Here is a 22,863-nt window from a genome sequence, read left to right as displayed (position 1 = left end):
AGACGAATGAGAATCGATCTTGCACTTAAACCCACACCCGTTCAGTTTCTCAGAAGATTGTCGGAAGAATGCGGGTTCAACATCTACATCAAAAGGGACGATTTCACAGAGCTTGTGGGATCAGGCAACAAAATCAGAAAGCTGGAGTATCTCCTCTGGGAAGCTCTTAAGGAAGGGGCAACGACCGTGTTCACCTGTGGAGGACTTCAGTCGAACCACGCCAGAGCAACGGCATACGTTTCGAGAAAATACGGTTTGAAACCTGTTCTCTTCCTCAGGAAAGGAGAGAAGGTACTGAACGGAAATCTCCTTCTCGATCTTCTCCTCGGCGCTGAAATAGTAGAAGTCTCCCAAGAAGAATACGAACGCATCGATGAGATCTTCGATGATCACAGAAAGATAAGGGAGAAAAAAGGCGAAAAGGTGTACGTGATACCCGAAGGGGGTTCGAACTCTCTTGGGGCTTTTGGCTACTTCAATGCAGTACTGGAGATGAAGGATCAATTGAATCTCGAATCCTTCGATGCTATTGTGTGTGCTGTTGGAAGCGGGGGAACCATAGCAGGATTGTCGGCTGGTGTCTCTTTTCTGGGATGTCGCGTGCCCGTGGTGGGTGTGAACGTTACCACGAAAAACTCGGATTATTTTGTGGAGAAGGTGAAAAGAATAATTAGTGGTATGGAAGAGTACGGCCTGAGAGTCAATGAACCCGCTTTCGAAGTGGTTGATGATTACAGGGGTCCAGGATATGCGATTCCTTCCAGTGAGGATGTGGAGATCTTGAAAAAAGTAGCTTCAATAGAGGGCATCATCCTTGATCCGGTCTACACAGCAAAGGCCTTCAGAGGAATGGTTGAGATGTTCAAAAACTCGGGAAAGAACGTTCTTTTCATCCACACAGGAGGAATATTTGGCTTGTTTGCACAGAGTGGGAGGTTGGTATGATGTTTCACTACGCTGTTCTTCTGAATGCATTTGGAGTTTTGATCGGTGCGTCCGTGGGTTTCTTGTTCAAAAGAAAAATCCCTCAGAGATTACACGACATTCTTTTCACGGTGATAGGACTCACCACGCTGGGTATAGGTATCCGGATGGTCACCCAGGGTGATGATTTCTTGATGATACTCTTAGCGCTTGTCTCAGGTGGCGTTATCGGAGAATTATTCAGAATAGAGGACAGAATAGAAGGTATTGGGAAGAAGTTCAGTGATTCCCAGGGGTTTGCGGAGAGTTTTCTCACCTCTTCGCTTCTCTTTCTGGTTGGTCCCATGACCATAGTGGGATCTATAAACATAGGACTCACAGGAAATGCGGATTTGATACTCGTGAAAACGGTGCTCGACACAGTGTCAGCCACAGTGCTCACGGCAACCTTAGGAACAGGGGTTTTTCTCTCGGCGGTTTCTGTCTTCCTCGTTCAGGGACTTCTCGTTGTTTTCGCGAAGAGCCTGACCTTTCTTACAGGCGATATCTTTATTTCCGATTTTGTAGGTACGGGTGGTGTCATGATTCTGGGCCTTGGAATAAGAATTCTCAAAGTGAGAGAAGTGAAGGTTGGAAACCTACTTCCGGCGCTGGTTTTAATTCCTATTTTTGACTGGTTGAAAAACCTTTTTTAAATGGCACAGAAAAAGTGGTATAATTTTTCATGAATAATTGTGAAATTTTTGACGAGGGGGAGTGAAGATGCGAGAGGTAATAGCAGAGATCGTCCAGAAAGCTAAAGAAACAGCAGAAGAGAGAGACGTTTTGATAAACACCCTGCACGAGATACAGAAGCGTTTCAACAACTTCATACCACCAGAAGCCGCTGAAATCGTGGCTGAAGAGCTCGGTGTTCCGCTCTCCAGAGTGTACGAGGTGTTAACGTTCTACACCATGTTTTCGACAAAACAGAAGGGAAAATACGTGATAAGGGTTTGTGAGAGTCTTCCGTGTCATGTTGAAAACGGAAGAGAGATAGTCAAGACCATCAGGGAAATTCTGAAAATCGACTTCGGTCAGACCACTTCTGATGGTCTTTTCACACTCGAAATGACGAGTTGTCTGGGCCTTTGCGGTGTTGCACCGGTGATCATGGTGAATGCCGAGTATTACGGTAACATGACGCCCGATCGTGTAAAGGATCTCATAGATAGATTGAGGGGTGAGTCACAATGAAACCGATAACAGTTCTGGTCTCAGTGGATTCGAACAGTGTGTTGATGGGGGCTCGTCACTTTCTCAATTACTTCAGAGATCTCGTGAAGGAACACAACCTCGGAGATACTGTCGATGTGCTGGAAACGGGTAGCATGGGAATTTATCCAGAAGGAGTGATTGTTTCCGTTCTTCCCGATGGTGTTTTCTACGTCGTGAAGAATGAATCGGATGTGAGAAGGATCTTCGAAGAGCACGTTCTCAAGGGAAGGAGAGTGCTCGATCTTGAAATTTCCGAGAGTCAAATAAGAAGAACCGTTGAGGTAGAGAGAGTGGCTGAAGAAACTCGTATCGTTCTGAAAAACGTAGGAGAGATAGATCCCACTCGTATAGAGGAATACATCGCAAGAGACGGTTACTTTGCCCTCGCCAAAGCGCTCCAGATGAAACCAGGAGAGATAATCGAAGAGATAAAACGAAGCGGGCTGAGGGGAAGGGGTGGAGCTGGTTTTCCAACGGGTCTGAAATGGGAATTCACCTACAAAGCTTCTGCTGATCAGAAATATGTCCTGTGCAACGCCGATGAAGGAGAACCCGGTACCTTTAAAGACAGGCTCATCATGGAGGGTGATCCTCATTCTTTGATAGAGGGCATGATCATAGCGGGGTACGCGGTTGGTGCAACGAAGGGCTACATATACATAAGGGGAGAGTATCACAGTTCGATAGAAATCCTGAAGAAAGCCATAGAACAGGCCTACGAGTACGGATTTCTCGGTGAGAACATCCTTGGAAGTGGATTCAACTTCGATCTGAAAATAAGACTCGGAGCGGGAGCATATGTAGCAGGAGAGGAAACGGCGTTGATAGAGTCCATCGAAGGAAAACCTGCTCGGCCCAGATTGAAACCTCCTTACCCCCCCACCTTTGGCCTTTTCGGGAAACCCACCGTCGTGAACAACGTGGAAACCTTTGTGAATGTTCCAAGGATAATAATGAACGGTGCGGAGTGGTTTAAAAAGTTCGGTACTGACTCGTCACCAGGCACAAAAGTGTTCTCCCTCGTGGGTAATGTGGTGAGAAAGGGAATCGTGGAAGTGCCAATGGGGGTGACGGTGAGAGATCTCATCTTCAAATTTGGTGGAGGAGTTGAGGGTGGCAGGAAGTTGAAAGTTGTGCAAACGGGTGGTAGTGCGGGAACGTTCATCGGACCAGACAAACTCGACGTTCCACTCGATTTTGATTCTTACGCAAAGTACGGAGTTTCCCTTGGATCAGGAGTGATTCTCGTTGCTGACGAGACTCACTGTGCGGTGGATCTCGCACTCGCTGTTATGAGGTTCTTCGAGCACGAATCGTGTGGAAAATGCACACCGTGTCGGGAAGGTACAAGGATGATCGTCAACATTTTGGAGAGAATAAGCAGAGGCGAAGGCAAAAAAGAGGATCTTGATACGCTGAGGGAGATCGCTCGGAACGCGGGAGAAACTTCTTTCTGCGGGCTGGGTCAGAGTATTCCGGTTCCTCTGCTCTCGATCGTTGACAACTTCGAAGAAGAATTCAGAGCCCACATAGGTGCTAATAAATGTCCGGTGGGTGTGTGTGAGTTCATAAAGAAGAAGGAAAAGAAGAAAATCGGTGTTAGAAAACCATAAAGAGGGCGTCAAAGAGACGCCCTCTTCTTTTGATAAAATCTTTTTCAGGGGTGCACTGAGTGGAATTCTCGATCGTCATACTGATCGGTTATCTGACGAAGAAATTTTTCGAAAAAGATACTGGTAAGGTCCTTTCGAAACTCGTGGTGAACTTCACGTTGCCAGCGGCGATCTTTTACAGTTTTTCCACCTCACGTTTTCACTTTTCGAAGTTCGCTTTCACCGCAACGGGTGTTTTAAGTAACCTCCTTCTCATCTTTCTTGCTTTTCTGTTTTTCTCCCGAATAAAGGATCCAAGAGTGAGAATTCCGATCGTTCTCTCTTTCATTGGTTTCAACACGGGATTGTTCATGTACCCTCTGGCGGAAAGCCTTTGGGGAGAAGGATCGGTGGTTAACTTTGCCTTGTTCGACCTGGGAAATTCTTTCTTCATATTTGGTGTGGGGAAGGCAGTGGCTGAGCAAAATAAAAAGGGAATACTGAAGGTTTTCACCTTTCCACCGTTTCTGGTTCTCCTCGTCGGGATAACGATGAACATCTTCAAAGTAGTTCCACCTGGTATTGTTCTCGATGCTGCGCGGACGATAAAGAACGCGAATGCTTTCCTCGTGTTTTTTCTTGTGGGATACTATCTCAGCTTCAGATCGGTTTACGACAAATTCCGTCTGATTTTAATGGCGGGACTCGTAAAGTATGCTGCCGGGTTGCTTGTTGCTCTGATCGCAGTGAAGATCTTCTCTCTTTCTTCTTTCGAAGAGATGAACCTGTTTCTTTCGCCACTTCTTCCTTCTGCTATCATGACACTCGTGTACTCGGTCGAGAAGGGTTACGATGCGGAACTCGCGAGTGGGCTCATCACTTTCTTCACGGTTGTTTCAACGTCCATAATCATGGTGATAAACTACACATGGGGGTGACGTGAATGTGGCTGATACTCAGTGACACTCACGATAACATGGAAGTTTTGAAAAAGGTGGAAGAACTCGTATCTGAGAAGAACATCGAAAGAATTTTCCACTGTGGAGACTTCGTTGCACCGTTCACACTTGGAAGATTGATCAAAGAAGGGGTGGATTTTTACGGTGTTTTTGGAAACAACGACGGAGAGGTGCTCCTGCTAGACAAAAGATCCGGCGGGAGAATCAAGAAACCACCCATTTCCCTGGAGATCGATGGTTTAAGAATAGCAATGATGCACGAACCCGTTCTTCTGGATGCGATCGTTCATTCCCAGGAGTTCGATCTGATTCTCTACGGGCATACTCATAGAGTGGATGTGAGAAAAGAAGGAAAGACTCTCGTGGTGAATCCTGGAGAAGCGTGCGGTTATCTTTCCGGTAAGAGCACAGTCTATTTGTTCGATCCCAGAACACGTGAAGGAGAACTTTTGGAGCTCTGATAACGTTCCACGAACCTTCTGGAAGAGTAAATGATATCTCCGGCACCGACGAAAAGGAAGACGGTGTTCTCACTCACGGGAATTATCTTTTCCAGTTCCGGAAGTTTCTCAACGAAATACGCTTCTTTTCCAAGCGATCTGAGGGAATCCCAGATCATCTTCCCTGAGATGTTGTTTTTCTTTTCTTCGAACGCGTCGTAGACTTCCGTGACCACAACCTCATCTGCCAGCTGAAGCGCCTTTGCGAAGTTTCCATCTTCCCTTTCCAGTCTGGAGTATCGGTGCGGCTGGAATATCACCACGATTTTTTCGTTTTCGAAGACTTCTTTTGCTGTCTGAAGAAGGTTTCTTATCTCGTCTGGTGTGTGGGCGTAGTCGTCTATCACATAGATGTTCGTTTCCGGATCGTGAAACGCGATGGAAAAACGTCTGTGAACTCCCCGGAATGTCTCCAGTGCTTCGAGCGCTGGGGCCAGATCGTACCCGAGTGAGTCGAAGAGTGCTATCACTGCCAGAGCGTTCAAAACGTTGTGAAAACCGGGAACCTTGAGTTTGAACTCGAGATATCTCTTTCCATTTTTCTCCACTACAGCCTTTTGTTCAGCGCGAGAAGCGCTTCTCATTTCGAGAGTGTATGTACCCTTCTTCACGCCAAAAGTCACATCACCGAGATGAGAGGTGAGTTCGTCCTCTGCGAAGGTGACAACCAGGTCAGTGTTCCTGCTGATCTTTTCGAAGGCCGATCTGTATCTGGACAGAGAGTTTCCGTAGTTTTCCAGATGATCTCCTCTGGCGTTTGTGATTATGAGGTAGTTTGGGGAGAACTCTGAGAAGAACTCTTCACTCTCGTCAAGTTCGTAAACTATGGGCCCGTTTCCTTTCTCGTAGTTTCCATGTTCGAGGGAATCCATTATGCCTCCAAGAAATACTGTTGGAGACTTTCTCAAATGTTTCAAAACGTGCGCAACCATGGCCGTTGTTGTGGTTTTTCCATCGGTTCCGGTTACAGCGAACTCTTCCTTTTTCTCTCGTTTCAGAATGTCTCGGAAATAATGCAGTCTGTTCTCGAGTGGAACCCCTTCCATCCTGGCGCGTACTATCTCCGGGTTGTCGTCACGAACGGCGGGGGTTTTTACAACCAGATCGGGATCGTACCAGTTGTCTGCGGAGTGTGGTACAAAAATCGGAATTCCTAATTTTCTTAGATAAGCGGTTCTTTCTGTTTCCTCTATATTTGAACCGTAAACATCGTTTCCATTCAAGAATTCGTGCAAAGCTACGGCACTCATTCCTATTCCACCAATTCCTACGAAATGAATTTTCACATTATCTCCCCCAGTATTTCCTCAGATATTTTGGAAGCAGGGTTTTCTTTCATCTTCTCTATTTTACCTTTTTTCACTACTTTATCAATAGACTCGATTATTTTCCGGGGAGACGTCTCTTTTTCTCTGATAACAATGCCGTACCCCAGTCTTTCTGCTTCAAGAGCGTTTTCAAGCTGGTGTGATTCAGCGGAGCCTTCCCATGGTATCAATATTCCGGGAACACCGTAGTACATCATTTCTGCGATTGTACTCGCTCCTGCTCTTGAAATGGACGCGATCGCTTTCTTCCAGTAGGCTCCCACAGGATCTATGTAAGTTAGCGCTGTTACATTTGGAAAAGCGGAAAGTCTTTCTGTCCAATCGTCTGACCCTGTGGAATGTACAAATAGAATCTCCGGAAGTTCCGGGTACACCTTTTCCATCAGTTCGTTTATCGCTTCACTCCCCAGACTTCCACCGAGAACGAGCACGAAATCCTTCAAAGGTGCTTCTTTTTCTGTTTCTCTCACCGGACATCCAGTGACGACGATTTTATCCCGCCATTCCCTCAGATAATCTCGTGTTCTCTCGAAAGAGACGAAAACTTTCTTCGCGTACTGCGAGAGAACCTTCACTGCGAGCCCTGGAACGACGTTTTGTTCGTGGACAAAGATGGGTATTCCAAGATCCTTAGCGGCCAAACCCACAACTCCAGATATGTATCCGCCCGTGAGGATTATTAAATCCGGTTTGAAGCGCCTCAAATGTTTCTTCACCTCGATTGTAGCAATTCCTATCTTCAAGGCTCTCCACAGGTTTTTTGGATGGTGGAGCGGTCTGTGCAAACCTCTGACATCGATTACAACTGTTTCGAACTCCGGATGATCCTTTCTCACAACCCTTTCATCGATTTTGCCTTTTACGGCGAAGAACAGAACCTTCACATCAACTCTTTTCACAAGCGCCTCGAGGATGGCCAGAAGCGGGTAGAGATGTCCACCGGTTCCACCGCCAGCTGCAACGACCTTTATCACTCTCTTTCACTCTCCAGAATCATATTTCCGATTATTCCAAAACCCATCATCACGGAAAGAAGGGAGCTCCCTCCATAGCTTACCAGGGGAAGGGTTACTCCTGTGACTGGAAGAATTCCGGATATGACACCGACGTTCGTCATCACCTGAAGCATTATCAAAATAGCGAAACCAGAGATGAACGTCCTGACTGATGGAACCGTGTGCATTTTCGTGGCAACCTTCACAAGACTGTGAACTAATCCATAAAATGAGAACAGGACGACTCCCAAGCCTATGAAACCAAGCTCTTCACCCACTATGGCCAGCACGAAATCACTGGTTACCACGGGCACGAAGAGCTTTTCTTCACCGAGAACCAGCCCTTTACCAAGCGTACCACCGTTTCTTATAGCGTTCACCGCTTCAATAACCTGTTCTGAGACGTTCCCTCTCAGATACGATACGAGTCTTTCCATCTGGTAATTTCTCAGAAAATGTTCCAGAACACCGGTTTTATACATGGAAATAAAAAGGAAAATCGTTACCAGAAAGAAGCTCAGCACATAAATCCCGCGAGTTTCAGCAGCGTAAAGTGTGAGGATGACCGTGAAGACGAGAAGCACGAAAGTGCTGAAATCGGGTTCGATCAGAACAAGGAAGAATAGAGGAGAAACGAGGAGAATCGGCTTCAAAAATCCCCTGAAGAGCCTTTTCATGAACAGGGAGTTCTTTTCGACGTACCACGCAAGAAACAGAAGAATGTAGATTTTGACCAGTTCGGATGGCTGGAATGAAAAGCTACCAAGATCGATCCATCTGTGTGCGCCCCTCTCACCCGAAGGGAGAAACAGCACGACTGTCAGAAGAACAAGGGAGAGGACGTATCCCCCCACTATGATTTGTTTTGAGAAGAGCAATCTGTGATCTGTGTAGAGGAAGACAACGAAAAAAACAATGGCCACTGCCAGTTTCATCAAATGGTTCAGCACCACGTGTGCGGTGTCGCTGGCTGGCTTCACATAATCCTGAACTATTTCAAAACTGCTGAGGGATATGAAGCCCACGCACAGGAGTACTATGACAAAGAAAACGAGAGATTTTTCGTTCAAACTTTATCCCCTCCGTGTCGTTTGAAGATCTCTCTGAAGTGCTCGCCTCTTTTTGCGTAGTTTTCGTACATATCAAAACTCGCTCCTCCCGGGCTGAGAAGAATCACATCACCTTTTTCGGAGACTTCCAGTGCTGTTTCGAAGGCTTTTTCCATATTTTCAACGATGCTGTGAGGAATTTTCTCCACAAATGGAGCGAGCTCTTTCGATATCTCTCCGAACATGATGAGATGTTTCAGCTTTGGCCTGGCTTTTTCCACGAAGAGAGAATAGTTTTCCTTTTTGCCGATACCACACATTATGAGAATTACCTTGTCGAAGTTGGAGAGCGCACCCAGTACCGCGTGTGTCGACGTGGCTTTCGAGTCGTTGTAAAAATGTCTTCCATCTATCTGACCCAGGTATTCCATTCTGTGTGGAAGTGGTTTGAAATCTCTGAGGAATTCTAAGAAACTTTCCAGTTCTTTGAACATCTCCATGTAAAGAACGGAAACTGCCAGTATGTTTTCCCTCATCTGATACGGATAGTTCCCAGGAAGTGCGTAACTTTTTCCGTGGACGATCAGTTCTCTCTCCGTGGCGAAGCTTTCATCTGTCCAGAAGGGAATTTTTCTGGATCTCACGCCTTTCAAATCCTTCAAGTGTTCGATGTGCTTGTTGTAGACGAACAGATCTCCTTCTGCCTGAAGAAAAGCCGGTTTCAACTTTGAATCAACGTACTCTTCTAAAGAAGAGTGCCAGTCTAAATGATCTTCGGATATGTTCAGAACGAGGAAGTTTGAAAGATAAGGTCTTTCGCTCCAGAAAAGCTGGAAACTGCTCATTTCCAGCACGTAATAGTCGTACTCTCCTTCCAGGGCTTCCACGGCTGGTGTACCAAAGTTTCCGCCAAGGAAAGTCTTGAGCCCCTTTCTGGAGAGTACATGGTACATGAGAGCGGCGGCGGTACTTTTTCCGTCGGTGCCCGTGATGCCTACGACCTTTTTTGGATCTGTGTTGTCCAGGAAAAACTGAAGCTCCGTGGATAGTTTCACGCCCTTGGAAGAAAGGAGTTCGATTATGCTTGTGTCTGGTTTTATCCCTGGGCTCACGTAGACAACATCGCACTCCAGAAGTTTTTCGGTATGTCCCCCTTCTTCGTATTCTACGGAGTATTCTTCCAGGAATTTTTTCGTTTCACTGTCCAGAGTTTTTGCTTCGCTCACGAAAAACTCTGCTTTTTGATGTTTCAGAAGATATTTCAGAAGGGATCTGTTGCTCTTTCCGAAACCCAGGAAACCTATCCTCATCCTATCACCCCGAAGACCTCAAGAGCAACAAGAGAAGACATCAGATTGAAGACGGTAAACACTGCCACGATCTTTTCCTCGCTCCATCCGAGTAGTTCAAAGTGGTGGTGCAGAGGAGACATTCTGAATATCCTGCGTTTGAAGATCTTGAAAGACCCCACTTGAAGGATAACGCTCAACGTTTCGACGACGGGAATCAGAAAGAAAAGCACCAGATAGAACTCCGTTTTTGTCAGAACAGAGACGGTTCCCAAAACCCCACCGAGTGTGATAGAACCCGTATCCCCCATGAAGATCTTCGCGGGTTTCGAGTTGAACACGAGAAATGCAAGAACACCGGCTACAAGGATCAACAGAGTGTCCTCTGAGATTCCCCTTTCTTTGAGGAAAAACCAGTAAGGGATGCTTCCGCTCACGTATATCCAACCGGCCAGACCGTCCAACCCATCCGTTAGGTTCGTGGCGTTCGAACTTCCGACGATAACCAAGAGTGCGAAGAGGTAATACCACTTTCCCATCTCAATCGCGGAGCCAAAGAAGTCGACGTTGGTTTCGGGACGTATCAGAAGCAACATAATGAAGGCTACAAGAGTCTGAAGCAGAGCTTTCTGATAAGTTTTCAATCCGGTGGAGTCTTTTCTTGCCACACTGAGAAAGTCATCCAGAAAACCAATGAGGAAGAAGAGAAACATGCCAAGCAACACTATCGTGTTTGTCTTAGAGATCATCCCAAACAAAAAACTGGTCAGAACGAACAGAATACCTCCCATGGTGGGGGTACCCTCTTTGTAACCGTGAAGGTCCGGACCTTCTTTCCTTATGTATTGCCCGATTCTTCTGTGTCTGAAGAGTTTTATGAGGATCGGATAAAGAACGAGGTTCAGGAGAAAATTCGCTGCTATCATTTTCTCTCCAACTCCTTCTCAAACATCTCAAGGACTCTCTCAATTCTCACCGCTCTTGAAGCTTTGAAGAGAACCACATCTCCTTCTGTTACTCTGGCAGCAAGATCTTTCGCTATATCTTCAGGATCGTCTGACTTCAGGATGATCTTTTCGGATTTGATCCATTCTGCCTCGGGCTCCGACAAAAAAACGTACACCCCATCTAGAACGTTCAGCTTTTTTCCCAGTTCTTCGTGAAACTCCTTCGATCTCTCTCCCAGTTCTTTCATCGCTCCGACAACGGCGAACTTTTTTCCGGGAAAGCGAAGAAGTGCCTCTATGGAAGTTTGAAACGCCTCAGGGCTTGCGTTGTACGTATCGTCCACGATCAGCACACCTTCTTTTTCTCTCACGTTGAAACGACCAGGAACGGTCTTCAGGCTGGCAAGATCGAAGATATCCACAGTTTCGCCCAAAGCTCTCATGACACACAGAGAAGCGGCGATGTTCAGAAGTTGCCCTCCGTTCCAGTACCCAGAGAGTTTAACTGTGAAAAGAGACTCGAAAGCTTCGAACTCTGCGATCGTGGAACCTTCGTAATACCACCAGCCTTTCAGAACCGAGTCCCCACTTTCTTTACCGAAGAACAGTGTTTTTCTGTAACGAGGCACTTCTCTTCTCAGATCGGAATCGTCGAAAAATGTTACGGCTGTTGCATTTTCTTTCGAGTACTTGATGATCTCCATTTTGGTTTCCATGATTCTCTCTCGTGTTCCAAAAAATTCGAGATGGGCGTTTCCAACGTTGAGGAGAACGGCGATATCTGGAGGAGCAATTTTGCACAGGTGGGCGATATCGCCGGGTTTGCTTGCAGCCATTTCAAGAATTAGGATTTCTTCTCCTTTGTAATCGTTGAGAATAGAGAGCGGCAGACCGTACTCTGTGTTCATATTTCCCGGTGTTTTGAAAACACTTCTTTTGTTCTTGAGAAGGTTGTACAATATTTCTTTCGTAGTGGTCTTTCCTGACGAACCCGTTATACCGACGACCGTGCCAGAAAAATTTCCGAGCTTTTCTCGGGCCAGTTTTGCAAGTGCGTCAACGGAACTTTCTACGAGAAATATTCTATCGGAATTCACTGTTTTTCTCTCAGCGATAACTGCATAAGCACCATTCTTGAGGGCTTCATCTATAAAATCGTGACCATCGAATCTTTTCCCTTTCACGGCAACGAACACGTCACCTTCTCTCACTTCTTTCGAGTTCAGAACGAAGCGCCTTGTGAGGAGATCTTTCATTGTGCATACCTCCCTTTCAGCTTGTCTCTTATGATCTCTTCCACAACTTCTCTGTCCTGGAACGGTACCTTCTTTTCTTCATCGATTATCTGGTATCTTTCGTGACCTCTTCCCGCTATGACAACAGAATCTCCTCTGTTAGCGATAGTTAGGGCCGTTTCAATGGCTTCCCTTCTGTCAAAGAGCACCAGATACGGTTTGCGTTTATCAATACCCTTTATCAAGTCTTCCATTATCTGTTCCGGGTCTTCTCCTCGTGGGTCATCGGTTGTGAGGATTACAACATCAGCGAGTTTTGAAGCGACCTCAGACATCATGGGACGTTTTCCTCTGTCGCTGTTTCCCCCGGCCCCGAAGACAACTATCACTCTTCCCTGAGAGATCTTTCTGACATTTTTCAAGAGCTTTTCCAGTGCGTCTGGAGAATGGGCGAAGTCGACAACAACGTTGAGCCCAATCTTCTTTGCTCCACGTACTACCTCGAATCTTCCCTCGACCCCTGTGAACGTTTCGAGGGAACTCGCCAGGTCTTTTGGATCGTATCCAAGCTGGTGAAGAGCAGCAATGGCGGCCGCGGCGTTGTAAGCGTTGAAATCACCTATCGCTTTTGTGAAAACCCTCAATAAACCATCGGGAGTTTCCAGAACGAACCGTGTCCCCTCCCAGTTCACCTCTATATTTCCCAGCCTGTAATCGGCGTTTTTCGATGTTCCGAAGGTGATTTTTCTCGATTTTCGATTGAAAGTGTCTGCCAATGATTCGTTCAGAATGGATATCCCGTCATCTTTCAACAGATCGAAGAGATGAAGCTTTGCTTTCAGATAGTTCTCGAATGTACCGTGAAAGTCGAGGTGATCGCGTGATATGTTGGTGAATATACCCACATCGAATCTGACTCCCTCGACTCTTTTTTGAACCAGTGCGTGAGAAGAAACTTCGAGAGAGAAGAACTTTCCCCCACCTTCCCTGTTTTCCTTCATGGCGGAAAGAATGGTGATCGCATCCGGAGTGGTGATGTCGTCGTAGTAGGAGTTTTCAAGAATTCTCTTCACAGCGGTGGTGAGAACGCTTCCTTTTTCTCCAAGGGAGGTGAGCATGTGGTAAATCATCACGGTTGTTGTGGTTTTACCGTTCGTTCCAGTGACTCCAAAGGTTAGAACGTCTTTCCAGGGCTCATCGAAGAAGAGACTGGCGACTTTTGCTTCAAAGTAACGCGAATCGAAAACCTGAATGTGAGGAAAATCGAGATCTATCTCCTTTTCAACAACAACTGCTACTGCCCCTTTTTCGATCACTTCGGGTATTATCTCGTGGGAATCGAATTTCTCTCCTTTTCTGCAGATGAAAAGATCCCCTTTTTTTACCTTAGAAGAGTGGTTAGACACACCTGTTATTTCGAGATCATAAGGCGCTCGAACTTCTAAAATGAGATCCTTTAAATTCGACACAATAGTTGATATATTCATAGTAGAACCACCTCTGAAGGAATTTTAACACTTTATTTAAAGCTTTTCCAGACAGGAGGTAGGAAAAATGATCTTAACTTATCATCTCGAGAAATGGAAAGACAGAGAAATTGTGAAAGTAGAACTGATGGAAGATGAATTCAAGGGGAGTTCAACAATAGTTCCCGAAAGATCGTTGGGGGAGCATTACAAGATTTTTGTGGCCGTGCTAGAAGAATATGAGGGGATCCTCAAGGAAGCAAAATCGAGTCAGATTTTTGGTCTTTTCGAGAGACTCGAGGCGCATTTTCCAGAACATCCGAAAGTGCTCTTCTCTTTATCGTGCGCCATGTTAGAGCTCTTTTCCAGCCGTTATGGAATAAAACTCGAGGAAATGTTCGATCTGCCAGACTTCGAACCAGAGGAGCTCGATTTTCCCTCCGGTGATTTTCTGATCTTCCCTGAGATGATTGGACACGTTCTCAGGGTGATGGGATTCATGTCCGCCATGAGAAGCTTTGGAGAAAGAGTTTATCTTGTTGTGAGAGAATATCCGGATTCTAACACCAATTTCATTGTAGATTTACTGAAAAAACTTTCAGACGGTTTTATAGAAGAGGGGTGGAGGTGATAGAATTTTTTGTGAACGAAGGAGGAGAGGTGTGAAGGATGAGGGTGCTTGGATTGATTCTTGCTGGGGGAAAAAGTGATCGTTTGTGGCCTCTGACAAAGGTGAGAGCCAGTGCGGCGGTTCCCGTGTTTGGGAAGTACAGGGCGATAGACTTCACCCTGAGCAACATGGTGAACTCCGGTATCAGAAAGGTGGGTATTCTCACTCAGTACAATCCGAGGAGTCTGATGGACCATCTGGGTTCTGGAAAGGAGTGGGACCTCGATCGGAAAAGCGGGGGACTGTTCATTCTCCAGCCTTACGTTGGGCCAAACAGAGAAGTTTGGTATAGGGGAACGGCGGATGCTATCTTCCAAAACATGACCATTCTGAGAAGGGGCGAGGAAGATCACGTTTTAATAGGTTCAGGAGATCACATCTACAAGATGATCTATAGAGATCTTTTCAGCTACCATCTGAAAAAGGGAGCAGACATCACCCTGCTTGTTAAAGAACTCGATGAAACGTACAACTTGAGTGAATATGGAATAGTTCAGCTCGACGATGACATGAGAGTGGTGGAGATAGAAGAAAAACCTGCCCATCCAAAAGGAAACATCGCGTTTCTCGGGGTTTATTTCATGAACAAAGAGTTGCTCAAAGAGCTTCTCTACGCAACGGTTCCTCAAGGAAAATACGATCTTCTTCTCGACATAGTGATTCCCAACCTCGACAGGTTGAAGGTCTACGCTTATAGGTTTGATGGCTACTGGAGAAATGTGAAGAAGGGAATAAAAGAGTACTACAGGATAAACATGGATATTCTGAGAAAAGAGGTGCGCGATGAGCTCTTCTACAGAAACGGGAAGGTATATACGAAGCTGAAAGATCTTCCTCCTCCAAAATTCACGACCACGGCCGTTGTTGAGAATTCTTTGATAGCGGATGGAAGCATTGTTTCCGGTACGGTGAGAAATTCTATCATTTTCAGAAACGTGCGAATAAAAGTCGGGGCCATAGTTGAGAATTCCATCATTATGGAAAGTACTGTTGTGGAAGAAGGTGCGGTTTTGAGAAACGTGATTCTGGACAAGAATTGTATTGTGAGAGAAGGTCGTGTCATTGAAGGAGACATAGAGTTACCCGTTTTTGAAAAAAGAGCGGTCTTGTGAGGTGAAATTTTATGGGAAACATCGTTGCGATGATACTGGCGGGGGGCCAAGGAACGCGACTCGGTGTTCTCACGGAGAGGATAGCGAAACCCGCTATCCCTTTTGGGGGGAAATACCGTCTCATAGATTTCACTCTGAGCAACTGTGTGAATTCTGGTATCTATAGAGTAGGGGTTTTGACCCAGTACAGACCTCATGTTCTTTCGAAACACATAGGTATCGGAAGACCCTGGGATTTGGACAGGAAAGATGGAGGGGTCGAAATTCTTCCGCCTTACGTGGGTAGGCATGAGTCTGACTGGTACAAAGGAACCGCCAACGCTGTCTATCAGAATCTTGAATTTCTCGAAGAAAACGACGCGGAACTCGTTCTCATTCTCTCGGGAGATCACGTGTACGCTATGAATTACAACGATCTCATAGATTATCATCTGCTCAAGGAGGCAGACGGGACGATAGCCTGCATGGAAGTACCCATCGAAGAGGCAAGCAGGTTTGGTATCATGATAACGAATGTGGATGGGAAAATAGTAGATTTTGAAGAAAAACCGGCAAAACCCCGATCGAATCTGGCGTCTCTGGGAATTTACGTCTTCAATTATGAATTCCTGAAGAAAGTTCTCATCGAAGACGAAAACGATCCGAACAGTTCTCATGATTTTGGAAAAGACGTGATTCCAAGAATTTTGAGAGAAAATCTCGGTTCTCTCTACGCGTTCAGATTCGATGGATACTGGAGGGACGTTGGTACGCTCAGATCTTATTGGGAAGCCAATCTGGAGCTTGTTCTTCCAGTGCCGCCTTTCAACCTCTACGATCCGAACTGGAGGTTTTTCACCCATACCGAGGAGATGCCACCCGCTTACGTGGCTCCTGGTTCGAAGGTTTCCACCTCTCTCGTGAGTGAAGGAGCAGAGGTGTATGGTAATGTTTTCAACTCTGTTATTTTCCAGGGTGTGAAGATCGGTAGAGGAACGGTGGTGAAGAACTCAGTCATAATGACCAGAGCTGAGATAGGAGAGAACTGCTATCTGGAAAACGTGATAATAGCAGAAAGTGTAAAAATAGGAAACAACGTCAGGATGGGAGTGGGTGAAGACGCTGAGAACAAACTGGATCCAAAGGTGTACTCTGGTCTCCTGACGGTGGTGGGGATGAATTCGGTGATTCCCGACGACATGGTAATAGGAAAGAACTGTGTCATAGGCATTGGTGTAGGACCTGAAGATTTCAAATCGAAAACTCTGGAATCGGGAGATTATGTGATACCCAGGGAGGAGTAGTGAGTGGATCTCTATTTTGTGAAGTTCAGGGTCACATCGAAGCTCACATCCGAGATCGTTCAGGGATATTTCCTCGGCAAACTCAATCAGATCCCTGAGTACGATTTTTTTGTGATGCCGGGTCGGTATGTTCGAAAGTATTCGGTAGATCTGAATCTCGGATTTGAGGAGTTCCTTGAAGATTTTAAAGCAAAAAAAGAACTGGCCTTGAAAGAAGTCTCAGAAGCTTCTGTCATAACGGATGAATTCCTCAATTTCTGGCTGATTCAAACCAGAAAACAGAATCTTAGACTGGTTGGGAGTGAGTTTTTCAGGCTCGTTGAAAGTGGTGATCACGAGGCACTCAAGGTCTTCATGGCCGACCTCTTCAGGGAGTGGTCTGAAAAACTGGAAGTGGAAGCGGTAGGAACCCCGCTGGACTATGAAGATGTTTCTCTTGAAGTGGTGAAAGAACATTTTGAAGAACTTTCGACTGATGAAGTTTTCAAATTGTTTCAGAGAGAAGATTTGAGAAATCTCCCAGAAGTGTTCCCAGTTCTTGATCCTTTGAACGGTGTGACCATAAGAGAGATAGAGGTAGAAAAGAAGATAGATTTTGTTATCCTGAACTACGGAAACGAAGAATTTTCGGAGAAGTTCAAAAGGTTTCTGAAGGAAAAGTTCGGAACGGAAAATGTGGCGAGTCTTCCTGGGAAGATCCTCTCGAAAGAGGTTGTAAAGACCAGAGAAGGAAATCTTTATCTTTTGAAAGTGGAATTTGAAGAAGGGATAATTGGAAAGGCCATAGTATCCCCGAATCTGAAGATAAAACGTGGTGAAAGCAGAGTGAAGATTTCCGATGAAGAGTGGATGGAAAAAATAGGAGAGATGCTCAGGGAGGGGGAAGAATCAAACCAGGAGAAATTGAAACTGAGAAAATCTCCTCAACCCGTTCAGAAAGCGGCGAGTTCAGATTTTCTTCTGGCTTTCGTACTAGCGCTTCTCGTCATGGGAATTCTTCTAATACTCTCTTATCTTCTTTTCAGTTAGGATCTCTTGTCATAGAGGTTCTTTTCGCTCTTTTCATCGTTACAATGGTCTTTTTCACGGTTTGCAGTGTTTCCATTCACGCAAGGAGGATCTTTTTGCTTTACAGAGAAAAAGGAGTGGCCGAGAGAACCGCGGATGGTGTGTTCATGAGGTTGGAAGCAAAACAGCCGATTCCTGAGTTCTTGAACGGCTTCGAGATCAGTGTGGAAGGGAGCAAGGTTCACCTGAGAAACCAAGAAAGAGAATACGAGTTTGAGGTGGAGAAATGATACTCAGAGCATCTTACGGAACGATTCAGAAAGTGAATGGAAAATCGTCTTTAGAAATGGACACCGCTTATTTCATGCTTGGGGAAAGGTGCGTTTACAACTGTCTGTACTGTGCTCAGTCACGCTCTTCCACAAGCCCGTCTCATTTTCTCTCCAGGGTCACCTGGAAGGAGATTTCAGAAGATCTGCTCAACAAATTGAACGATTGTTTCAAGAGGATCTGTATCCAAGTTGTTTCTTATGCTGGGTACAGAGAAGACCTCAGATCGATCATTCCGAGGTTTCGAATACCGGTTTCGGTGAGCGTCAGAGCTATCAGTGTGGAGGAGGTTACAGAGTATTTCAAACTGGGAGCCGACAGAGTGGATATCGCTGTGGATGTTCCCAACGAAACTCTCTTTGAAAAAATCAGAGGAGGAAAATACGAGAGACATCTCCATATTCTCGAGAAAGCAGCAGAAATGTTTCCCGGAAAAATCACGACACATGTGATAGTTGGATTGGGTGAAAGTGATAAAGACATTGTTGATTTCACGGTGTGGGCAAAGGAAAGAAACATCGTGGTTTCTCTGTTTGCTTTTACACCAATCAGGGGAACGGCGTTTGAAAACAGAGAAAGACCTTCCCTCGAGCGTTACAGAAAAATCCAGCTGGTAACTTACCTGCTCGAGAAAAACTTGATAAAGCCAGAGAACATAATTTTCGACTCAAATGGTAAAATTATCGACGTCGAATGGAGCGACGAGTTTCCAGAGGAAGCTTTAAAAACTCGTGGATGTCCTCACTGCACACGTCCTTACTACAACGAAAGTCCAAGAGGTCCCATTTACAACGTTCACTGGAGGTGAAACCGTGCTCACTTTCAAGGGAGGAGTACATCCTCCAGAAATGAAGGAATGGTCGAAGGATAAGCCTATTGAAAGGGTACCATTACCACAGAAGGTCTTCGTCTTTCTCTCCAACCACGCGGGAAATCCAGCGAAACCCGTGGTTTCTCCCGGTGACGAGGTAAAAACAGGTCAGGTCATAGGTGAACCTGAGGGTTTCATTTCCGCTTATCTGCACTCTCCTGTGACGGGAAAAGTGCTCGAGATAAATAAGATCCTGCATCCAATCCTTGGAAAGCCCATCGAAGCGATCGTTATAGAAAGAACCTCTGACGATGAGTGGGTCTACATAGAAACTGGGGATTTCGAACGTATGTCGAAAGAGGAAGTCCTGGAAGTCATCAAAAAAGCGGGAATCGTGGGCCTGGGTGGAGCGATGTTTCCTACCCACGTTAAACTCTCACCTCCTCCCGAGAAAAAAGTGGACACCTTGATCATCAACGGGGCGGAGTGTGAACCCGTTCTCACGATAGATCACAGGCTCATGCTAGAAAGAGCAGAGGATATCCTCCAGGGAATTCTGATAATGATGAAAGTTCTGGGAGTTCAAAAAGCCATAGTCGGTGTAGAAAGCAACAAAATAGATGCATATCACAATTTAAAAAAGGTTTTCAAGGGATATCCCGTCGATGTTGCTCTTCTCAAGACCAAATATCCACAGGGTGCAGAAAAGCAGCTCATATACGCGATAACTGGAAGGGTGGTACCGAGGGGAGGCCTTCCAATGGATGTCGGGGTGGTGGTTCAGAACGTCGGTACCTGTGTTGCTGTGAAGGAAGCGGTTGTCGACGGAAAACCACTCGTAGAAAGAGGCGTGACAGTCAGCGGTGATGCTGTGAAAAATCCAAGGAATCTGATCGTCAGAATAGGAACACCCGTGAAGGATGTTATCGACTACTGTGGTGGAATAGACGAGAACACGGAACGTGTCATCCTCGGTGGTCCCATGATGGGAATATCCATCACAAATCTGGACGTCCCTGTTATGAAAGGAACCTCTGGAATAACCGCGTTTCTTCCAAAGAAGCCTCAGCCTCAGAAACCATGTATCAGATGCAGTGAATGTGTTCAAGTTTGTCCGATGAACCTCCAGCCTTATCTTCTCTATCTCCTTTCCACGAAGAGAAAGTACGATGAAGCTGTGGAAAACGGCTTGATGGACTGTATAGAGTGTGGCTCGTGTACCTACACCTGTCCATCGAAGATAGAACACGTAAGATACATAAAACTGGCAAAAACAGTGTATCGTGCTACAAGGAGGGGTAAGAAATGAAGTTGATGAGCACTTACGCTCCTCATCTTCGGGAAGAGGATGACGTGAGAAAGATCATGCTGGATGTGCTCATAGCCCTTTCACCAGCAGTTATTGGAGCGGCTTATTTCTTCGGGTGGTACGCGCTCTTTCTCTGTATCGCAGGAGCGGTGACAGGGGAACTCTTCGATATATTCGTTATGAGATACCTGAGAGGAGTGAAGGATTTTGTTCCAGACGGGAGTGGGGCAGTGACAGGACTGCTTCTGGCGATGAACGTGAGCACAAGGCTTCCTTTCTGGGCTTTTTTGCTGGGACTTGTATTTGCCCTGGGGATCGGGAAACACGTGTTTGGAGGGCTCGGTCAGAACATCTTCAACCCTGCGCTTGTTGGAAGAGCGTTTTTGCTGATTTCTTTTCCTACTTACATGACCACCTGGGTTGTACCTGGGGCAGGATTCTGGAAATCTCCAGTGGATGTGGTAACGGCGGCAACCCCCCTCGCTCTTTTCAAAGAACAGGGCGTTTTCACTTCCTATTGGGATCTGTTCATAGGTAAGGTTGGAGGATCCTTAGGTGAAACGAGTGCACTTCTTCTCATAATTGGTTTCATTTATCTTCTTTTGAAAAAGAGAGTGAAGATATTCATTCCCGCCTCCTATATAGGAACGGTTCTTGTGTTTTCTTCGATAGCTTATCTAATGAATCCAAAGTACGGTGATCCGCTCTTTCACCTTTTGAGTGGTGGTCTCATGCTCGGTGCACTCTTCATGGCCACTGATATGGTGACGAGTCCCATCACCGAGAAGGGACAGGTGATCTTCGGGATTGGATGTGGCGTTCTCACGATGGCCATAAGACTCTTTGGAGCGTATCCTGAGGGTGTTTCATTTTCAATCCTTTTCATGAACGCGCTGGTTCCCCTGATAGACAGGTACACCAGACCACGCATCTTCGGTGAGGTGAAAGGATGAAAGATATCCTGAAGACAGGATTGATCCTCATGGTTTTCACAGCTATTTCTGGTCTTTTTCTTGGATTCGTGTATGTGGGAGTCAAGGGAAAGATTCAGGAAGCGGATAACGCGGCAAAGTTGAGCGCCATCAAATTCGTCCTGAAAGATCCCCTCACGGGAGATTATCTGGTGGATGAAAAAGAAATCGAGGAAGTCGTCAAAAAAACGGGCATAGAAACAGTTGTTCTGAAAGAGTACAAAGAAGGGGTAGTTCTTGGCCCCATGTACGAATTCGTGACGAAGGATGGCAGAAATGCGTACGTTCTGTCTGGATACGCACCCGGTTTTGGAGGAAACGTGACCGTTGTGGCATGTTTCATAAAAACGGAAGATGGATTCATGCTCAATTCCGTGCGAGTAATAGATTATTCTCAGGAGACGCCCGGGCTCGGTGCAAAGATAGGAGAAGAAAACATCCAGAGACGTTTCTTTCCGGTTCCACCGGAAGGACTGAAAAACGGTCTGAAAGTCGACAAAGATGCGGGACTTCCAAAGGGTTCTTCTGAGGAGTTGAAAAAACAGGGTGTTGTGAAGGTAAGCGATGTAATGACGGGAGCAACGATCACACCAAGGGCCGTGGTGACCGCTTTGAACCTCATGTACAGGTACCTCGAGGAGGTGTCGAAATGAGTCGCTTGAGAGAGTTCACGAAGGGAATCATAAAAGAAAATCCCACTTATGTTCAGGTTCTCGGGATGTGTCCCACACTCGCCGTTACCACGAGTGCCATCAACGGTTTGGGGATGGGGCTCGCTACGACGGCCGTTCTCACCATGTCGAACGTGGTCATTTCGTTGATAAGAAAGATCGTTCCCGATAAGATCAGGATCCCAATATTCATCGTTGTTATCGCGTCTTTCGTTACCATGATAGATCTACTCATGCACGGCTTTGCCTACGATCTGTGGAAGACTCTGGGCCTCTTCATTCCTCTCATAGTGGTGAACTGTATCATAATGGGAAGGGCGGAATCGTTCGCTTCTAAACATGGAGTTTTGGATTCTATGCTCGATGGCCTGGGAGTGGGTCTCGGTTTCACGGGTTCACTGGTTCTTCTTGGAAGCATCAGAGAATTCTTCGGTAACGGTACGATTTTCGGTTACAGAGTGTGGGAGTTGAAAATATTCCTCGAAATTCTTCCACCAGGGGCCTACATAACACTCGGTCTCCTCTCTGCACTCTTCACCTACATCGGCATCAGGAGAAAGAAGAGAGGTGAAGCGAAATGAAGGTGTTTCTGCTTTTCTTCTCTGCCATATTCGTGAACAACTTCGTTCTGGCAAGGTTTCTCGGAATTTGTCCCTTCCTGGGGGTCTCCAAAAGGTTGGAAACGGCGACAGGGATGGGTATAGCCGTTACGTTCGTTATGACGGTTTCTGCTGCCATCAGCTGGTTTCTGGACAAACTCCTTATCTCCACGGGGCTTGAATTTCTGAAAACGATCGTCTTCATACTCGTAATCGCTTCTTTCGTCCAGTTCGTTGAGTTGTTTTTGAAGAAAACCAGTCCGGACCTCTACGAAGCGCTTGGTATTTTCTTGCCCCTCATTACCACGAACTGTGCGATCCTCGGTATGGTGCTTTTGAACAGTCTCATGAAGCTCAACTTTGTTGAGGCGGTCTTCCATGCACTGGGATCTGGCCTTGGGTTCGCCCTTGCTCTTGTGATATTCGCCGGAATAAGGGAAAAAATGGATCTCTACGACCTGCCGGAACCTTTCAAGGGAACCGCCATAGCTCTCATCACCGCGGGACTTCTTTCACTGGCTTTCATGGGATTCCAGGGCATGGTGAAGTTGTGAGGAG

The 22,863-nt window shown here is 46.1% G+C and carries 24 protein-coding genes; 17 read left to right on the top strand and 7 right to left on the bottom strand.

Annotated elements, in window-relative coordinates:
* Positions 1-6: 6 nt before the first annotated feature.
* From MC24_RS01030 to MC24_RS01005, 6 genes are all read left to right on the top strand, one after another.
* Positions 7-945: a pyridoxal-phosphate dependent enzyme gene (locus MC24_RS01030; protein ID WP_038051708.1), complete on the top strand. Its 939-nt coding sequence runs from the start codon at positions 7-9 to the stop codon at positions 943-945.
* Positions 945-1,619, top strand: coding sequence for a DUF554 domain-containing protein (locus MC24_RS01025; RefSeq protein ID WP_038051706.1), 675 nt, complete (start codon positions 945-947; stop codon positions 1,617-1,619). The genes MC24_RS01030 and MC24_RS01025 overlap by 1 nt, the downstream gene beginning before the upstream one ends.
* A gap of 67 nt (positions 1,620-1,686) precedes the next feature.
* Positions 1,687-2,160 (top strand): NADH-quinone oxidoreductase subunit NuoE family protein, encoded by a 474-nt coding sequence (locus MC24_RS01020; RefSeq protein WP_038051703.1) that lies wholly within the window; start codon positions 1,687-1,689, stop codon positions 2,158-2,160.
* Positions 2,157-3,794, top strand: coding sequence for an NADH-quinone oxidoreductase subunit NuoF (gene nuoF, locus MC24_RS01015; RefSeq protein WP_038051700.1), 1,638 nt, complete (start codon positions 2,157-2,159; stop codon positions 3,792-3,794). The genes MC24_RS01020 and nuoF overlap by 4 nt, the downstream gene beginning before the upstream one ends.
* A gap of 59 nt (positions 3,795-3,853) precedes the next feature.
* The gene (locus MC24_RS01010; protein WP_012896187.1) at positions 3,854-4,711 is read left to right on the top strand and encodes an AEC family transporter; all 858 of its coding nucleotides are present in this window, start codon (positions 3,854-3,856) and stop codon (positions 4,709-4,711) included.
* 5 nt (positions 4,712-4,716) lie between these two features.
* A complete protein-coding gene (locus MC24_RS01005) occupies positions 4,717-5,193 on the top strand; it encodes a metallophosphoesterase (protein WP_038051697.1) in 477 nt (158 codons plus the stop codon).
* Here MC24_RS01005 and murC read toward each other — a convergent pair.
* The 7 genes from murC to MC24_RS00970 are packed head-to-tail and all read right to left on the bottom strand — an operon-like array spanning position 5,145 to position 13,562.
* Complete coding sequence (murC, locus tag MC24_RS01000; protein ID WP_038051695.1) at positions 5,145-6,518, bottom strand: UDP-N-acetylmuramate--L-alanine ligase; 1,374 nt, start codon at positions 6,516-6,518, stop codon at positions 5,145-5,147. The two genes, MC24_RS01005 and murC, sit on opposite strands and share 49 nt — an antisense overlap.
* Positions 6,515-7,534 carry an undecaprenyldiphospho-muramoylpentapeptide beta-N-acetylglucosaminyltransferase gene (gene murG / locus MC24_RS00995; protein WP_038051693.1) on the bottom strand — a complete coding sequence of 340 codons (1,020 nt, stop codon included), beginning with the start codon at positions 7,532-7,534 and terminating at the stop codon, positions 6,515-6,517. Before murG ends, murC begins: the two co-directional genes overlap by 4 nt.
* Positions 7,531-8,625 carry an FtsW/RodA/SpoVE family cell cycle protein gene (locus MC24_RS00990; RefSeq protein ID WP_038051690.1) on the bottom strand — a complete coding sequence of 365 codons (1,095 nt, stop codon included), beginning with the start codon at positions 8,623-8,625 and terminating at the stop codon, positions 7,531-7,533. Before MC24_RS00990 ends, murG begins: the two co-directional genes overlap by 4 nt.
* Complete coding sequence (gene murD / locus MC24_RS00985) at positions 8,622-9,914, bottom strand: UDP-N-acetylmuramoyl-L-alanine--D-glutamate ligase (protein WP_038051687.1); 1,293 nt, start codon at positions 9,912-9,914, stop codon at positions 8,622-8,624. The genes MC24_RS00990 and murD overlap by 4 nt, the downstream gene beginning before the upstream one ends.
* Positions 9,911-10,819, bottom strand: coding sequence for a phospho-N-acetylmuramoyl-pentapeptide-transferase (gene mraY / locus MC24_RS00980; RefSeq protein WP_038051684.1), 909 nt, complete (start codon positions 10,817-10,819; stop codon positions 9,911-9,913). The genes murD and mraY overlap by 4 nt, the downstream gene beginning before the upstream one ends.
* Positions 10,816-12,096, bottom strand: a complete 1,281-nt coding sequence (locus MC24_RS00975) for a UDP-N-acetylmuramoyl-tripeptide--D-alanyl-D-alanine ligase (protein WP_038051682.1) — start codon at positions 12,094-12,096, stop codon at positions 10,816-10,818. Before MC24_RS00975 ends, mraY begins: the two co-directional genes overlap by 4 nt.
* Positions 12,093-13,562 (bottom strand): UDP-N-acetylmuramoyl-L-alanyl-D-glutamate--2,6-diaminopimelate ligase, encoded by a 1,470-nt coding sequence (locus tag MC24_RS00970; RefSeq protein ID WP_038051677.1) that lies wholly within the window; start codon positions 13,560-13,562, stop codon positions 12,093-12,095. The genes MC24_RS00975 and MC24_RS00970 overlap by 4 nt, the downstream gene beginning before the upstream one ends.
* Positions 13,563-13,629: 67 nt before the next feature.
* On the opposite strand from MC24_RS00970, the gene MC24_RS00965 reads away from it, so the two are divergent.
* The 11 genes from MC24_RS00965 (at position 13,630) to rsxA (ending at position 22,859) form a co-directional block, all read left to right on the top strand.
* Positions 13,630-14,172, top strand: a complete 543-nt coding sequence (locus tag MC24_RS00965) for a hypothetical protein (RefSeq protein ID WP_038051674.1) — start codon at positions 13,630-13,632, stop codon at positions 14,170-14,172.
* 38 nt (positions 14,173-14,210) lie between these two features.
* Complete coding sequence (gene glgD / locus MC24_RS00960) at positions 14,211-15,323, top strand: glucose-1-phosphate adenylyltransferase subunit GlgD (protein WP_038051671.1); 1,113 nt, start codon at positions 14,211-14,213, stop codon at positions 15,321-15,323.
* 11 nt (positions 15,324-15,334) lie between these two features.
* A complete protein-coding gene (locus tag MC24_RS00955) occupies positions 15,335-16,606 on the top strand; it encodes a glucose-1-phosphate adenylyltransferase (RefSeq protein WP_038051668.1) in 1,272 nt (423 codons plus the stop codon).
* A 3-nt stretch (positions 16,607-16,609) separates the two neighbouring features.
* Entirely contained in the window at positions 16,610-17,635 is a 1,026-nt protein-coding gene (locus tag MC24_RS00950; RefSeq protein WP_038051665.1) for a DUF4899 domain-containing protein, read from the top strand.
* A 95-nt stretch (positions 17,636-17,730) separates the two neighbouring features.
* Positions 17,731-17,904: a hypothetical protein gene (locus MC24_RS00945; protein WP_012896198.1), complete on the top strand. Its 174-nt coding sequence runs from the start codon at positions 17,731-17,733 to the stop codon at positions 17,902-17,904.
* The gene (locus MC24_RS00940) at positions 17,901-18,752 is read left to right on the top strand and encodes a radical SAM protein (protein ID WP_038051662.1); all 852 of its coding nucleotides are present in this window, start codon (positions 17,901-17,903) and stop codon (positions 18,750-18,752) included. Before MC24_RS00945 ends, MC24_RS00940 begins: the two co-directional genes overlap by 4 nt.
* Positions 18,753-18,756: 4 nt before the next feature.
* Complete coding sequence (gene rsxC / locus MC24_RS00935; RefSeq protein WP_038051660.1) at positions 18,757-20,064, top strand: electron transport complex subunit RsxC; 1,308 nt, start codon at positions 18,757-18,759, stop codon at positions 20,062-20,064.
* A complete protein-coding gene (locus MC24_RS00930; RefSeq protein ID WP_038051658.1) occupies positions 20,061-21,017 on the top strand; it encodes an RnfABCDGE type electron transport complex subunit D in 957 nt (318 codons plus the stop codon). Before rsxC ends, MC24_RS00930 begins: the two co-directional genes overlap by 4 nt.
* Positions 21,014-21,688, top strand: a complete 675-nt coding sequence (locus MC24_RS00925; protein ID WP_038051653.1) for an RnfABCDGE type electron transport complex subunit G — start codon at positions 21,014-21,016, stop codon at positions 21,686-21,688. The genes MC24_RS00930 and MC24_RS00925 overlap by 4 nt, the downstream gene beginning before the upstream one ends.
* Positions 21,685-22,287, top strand: coding sequence for an electron transport complex subunit RsxE (gene rsxE, locus MC24_RS00920; protein ID WP_038051649.1), 603 nt, complete (start codon positions 21,685-21,687; stop codon positions 22,285-22,287). The genes MC24_RS00925 and rsxE overlap by 4 nt, the downstream gene beginning before the upstream one ends.
* Complete coding sequence (gene rsxA, locus MC24_RS00915) at positions 22,284-22,859, top strand: electron transport complex subunit RsxA (protein WP_012896204.1); 576 nt, start codon at positions 22,284-22,286, stop codon at positions 22,857-22,859. The genes rsxE and rsxA overlap by 4 nt, the downstream gene beginning before the upstream one ends.
* Positions 22,860-22,863: the final 4 nt, after the last annotated feature.

It is taken from the genome of Thermotoga sp. Mc24 (genome assembly GCF_000784835.1).
GTDB lineage: Bacteria > Thermotogota > Thermotogae > Thermotogales > Thermotogaceae > Thermotoga.
Note: the sequence above shows the minus strand (reverse complement) of the source record. Positions and strands in the feature narration are given on the sequence as shown.

What these genes read in the sequence shown, in the direction of transcription:
- MC24_RS01030 (WP_038051708.1), top strand. Translation starts at nt 7, where the DNA reads ATGAGAATCGATCTTGCACTTAAACCCACACCCGTTCAGTTTCTCAGA.
- MC24_RS01025 (WP_038051706.1), top strand. Translation starts at nt 945, where the DNA reads ATGTTTCACTACGCTGTTCTTCTGAATGCATTTGGAGTTTTGATCGGT.
- MC24_RS01020 (WP_038051703.1), top strand. Translation starts at nt 1,687, where the DNA reads ATGCGAGAGGTAATAGCAGAGATCGTCCAGAAAGCTAAAGAAACAGCA.
- nuoF (WP_038051700.1), top strand. Translation starts at nt 2,157, where the DNA reads ATGAAACCGATAACAGTTCTGGTCTCAGTGGATTCGAACAGTGTGTTG.
- MC24_RS01005 (WP_038051697.1), top strand. Translation starts at nt 4,717, where the DNA reads ATGTGGCTGATACTCAGTGACACTCACGATAACATGGAAGTTTTGAAA.
- murD (WP_038051687.1), bottom strand. Translation starts at nt 9,914, where the DNA reads ATGAGGATAGGTTTCCTGGGTTTCGGAAAGAGCAACAGATCCCTTCTG.
- mraY (WP_038051684.1), bottom strand. Translation starts at nt 10,819, where the DNA reads ATGATAGCAGCGAATTTTCTCCTGAACCTCGTTCTTTATCCGATCCTC.
- MC24_RS00975 (WP_038051682.1), bottom strand. Translation starts at nt 12,096, where the DNA reads ATGAAAGATCTCCTCACAAGGCGCTTCGTTCTGAACTCGAAAGAAGTG.
- MC24_RS00970 (WP_038051677.1), bottom strand. Translation starts at nt 13,562, where the DNA reads ATGAATATATCAACTATTGTGTCGAATTTAAAGGATCTCATTTTAGAA.
- MC24_RS00965 (WP_038051674.1), top strand. Translation starts at nt 13,630, where the DNA reads ATGATCTTAACTTATCATCTCGAGAAATGGAAAGACAGAGAAATTGTG.
- glgD (WP_038051671.1), top strand. Translation starts at nt 14,211, where the DNA reads ATGAGGGTGCTTGGATTGATTCTTGCTGGGGGAAAAAGTGATCGTTTG.
- MC24_RS00955 (WP_038051668.1), top strand. Translation starts at nt 15,335, where the DNA reads ATGGGAAACATCGTTGCGATGATACTGGCGGGGGGCCAAGGAACGCGA.
- MC24_RS00940 (WP_038051662.1), top strand. Translation starts at nt 17,901, where the DNA reads ATGATACTCAGAGCATCTTACGGAACGATTCAGAAAGTGAATGGAAAA.
- MC24_RS00930 (WP_038051658.1), top strand. Translation starts at nt 20,061, where the DNA reads ATGAAGTTGATGAGCACTTACGCTCCTCATCTTCGGGAAGAGGATGAC.
- MC24_RS00925 (WP_038051653.1), top strand. Translation starts at nt 21,014, where the DNA reads ATGAAAGATATCCTGAAGACAGGATTGATCCTCATGGTTTTCACAGCT.
- rsxE (WP_038051649.1), top strand. Translation starts at nt 21,685, where the DNA reads ATGAGTCGCTTGAGAGAGTTCACGAAGGGAATCATAAAAGAAAATCCC.
- rsxA (WP_012896204.1), top strand. Translation starts at nt 22,284, where the DNA reads ATGAAGGTGTTTCTGCTTTTCTTCTCTGCCATATTCGTGAACAACTTC.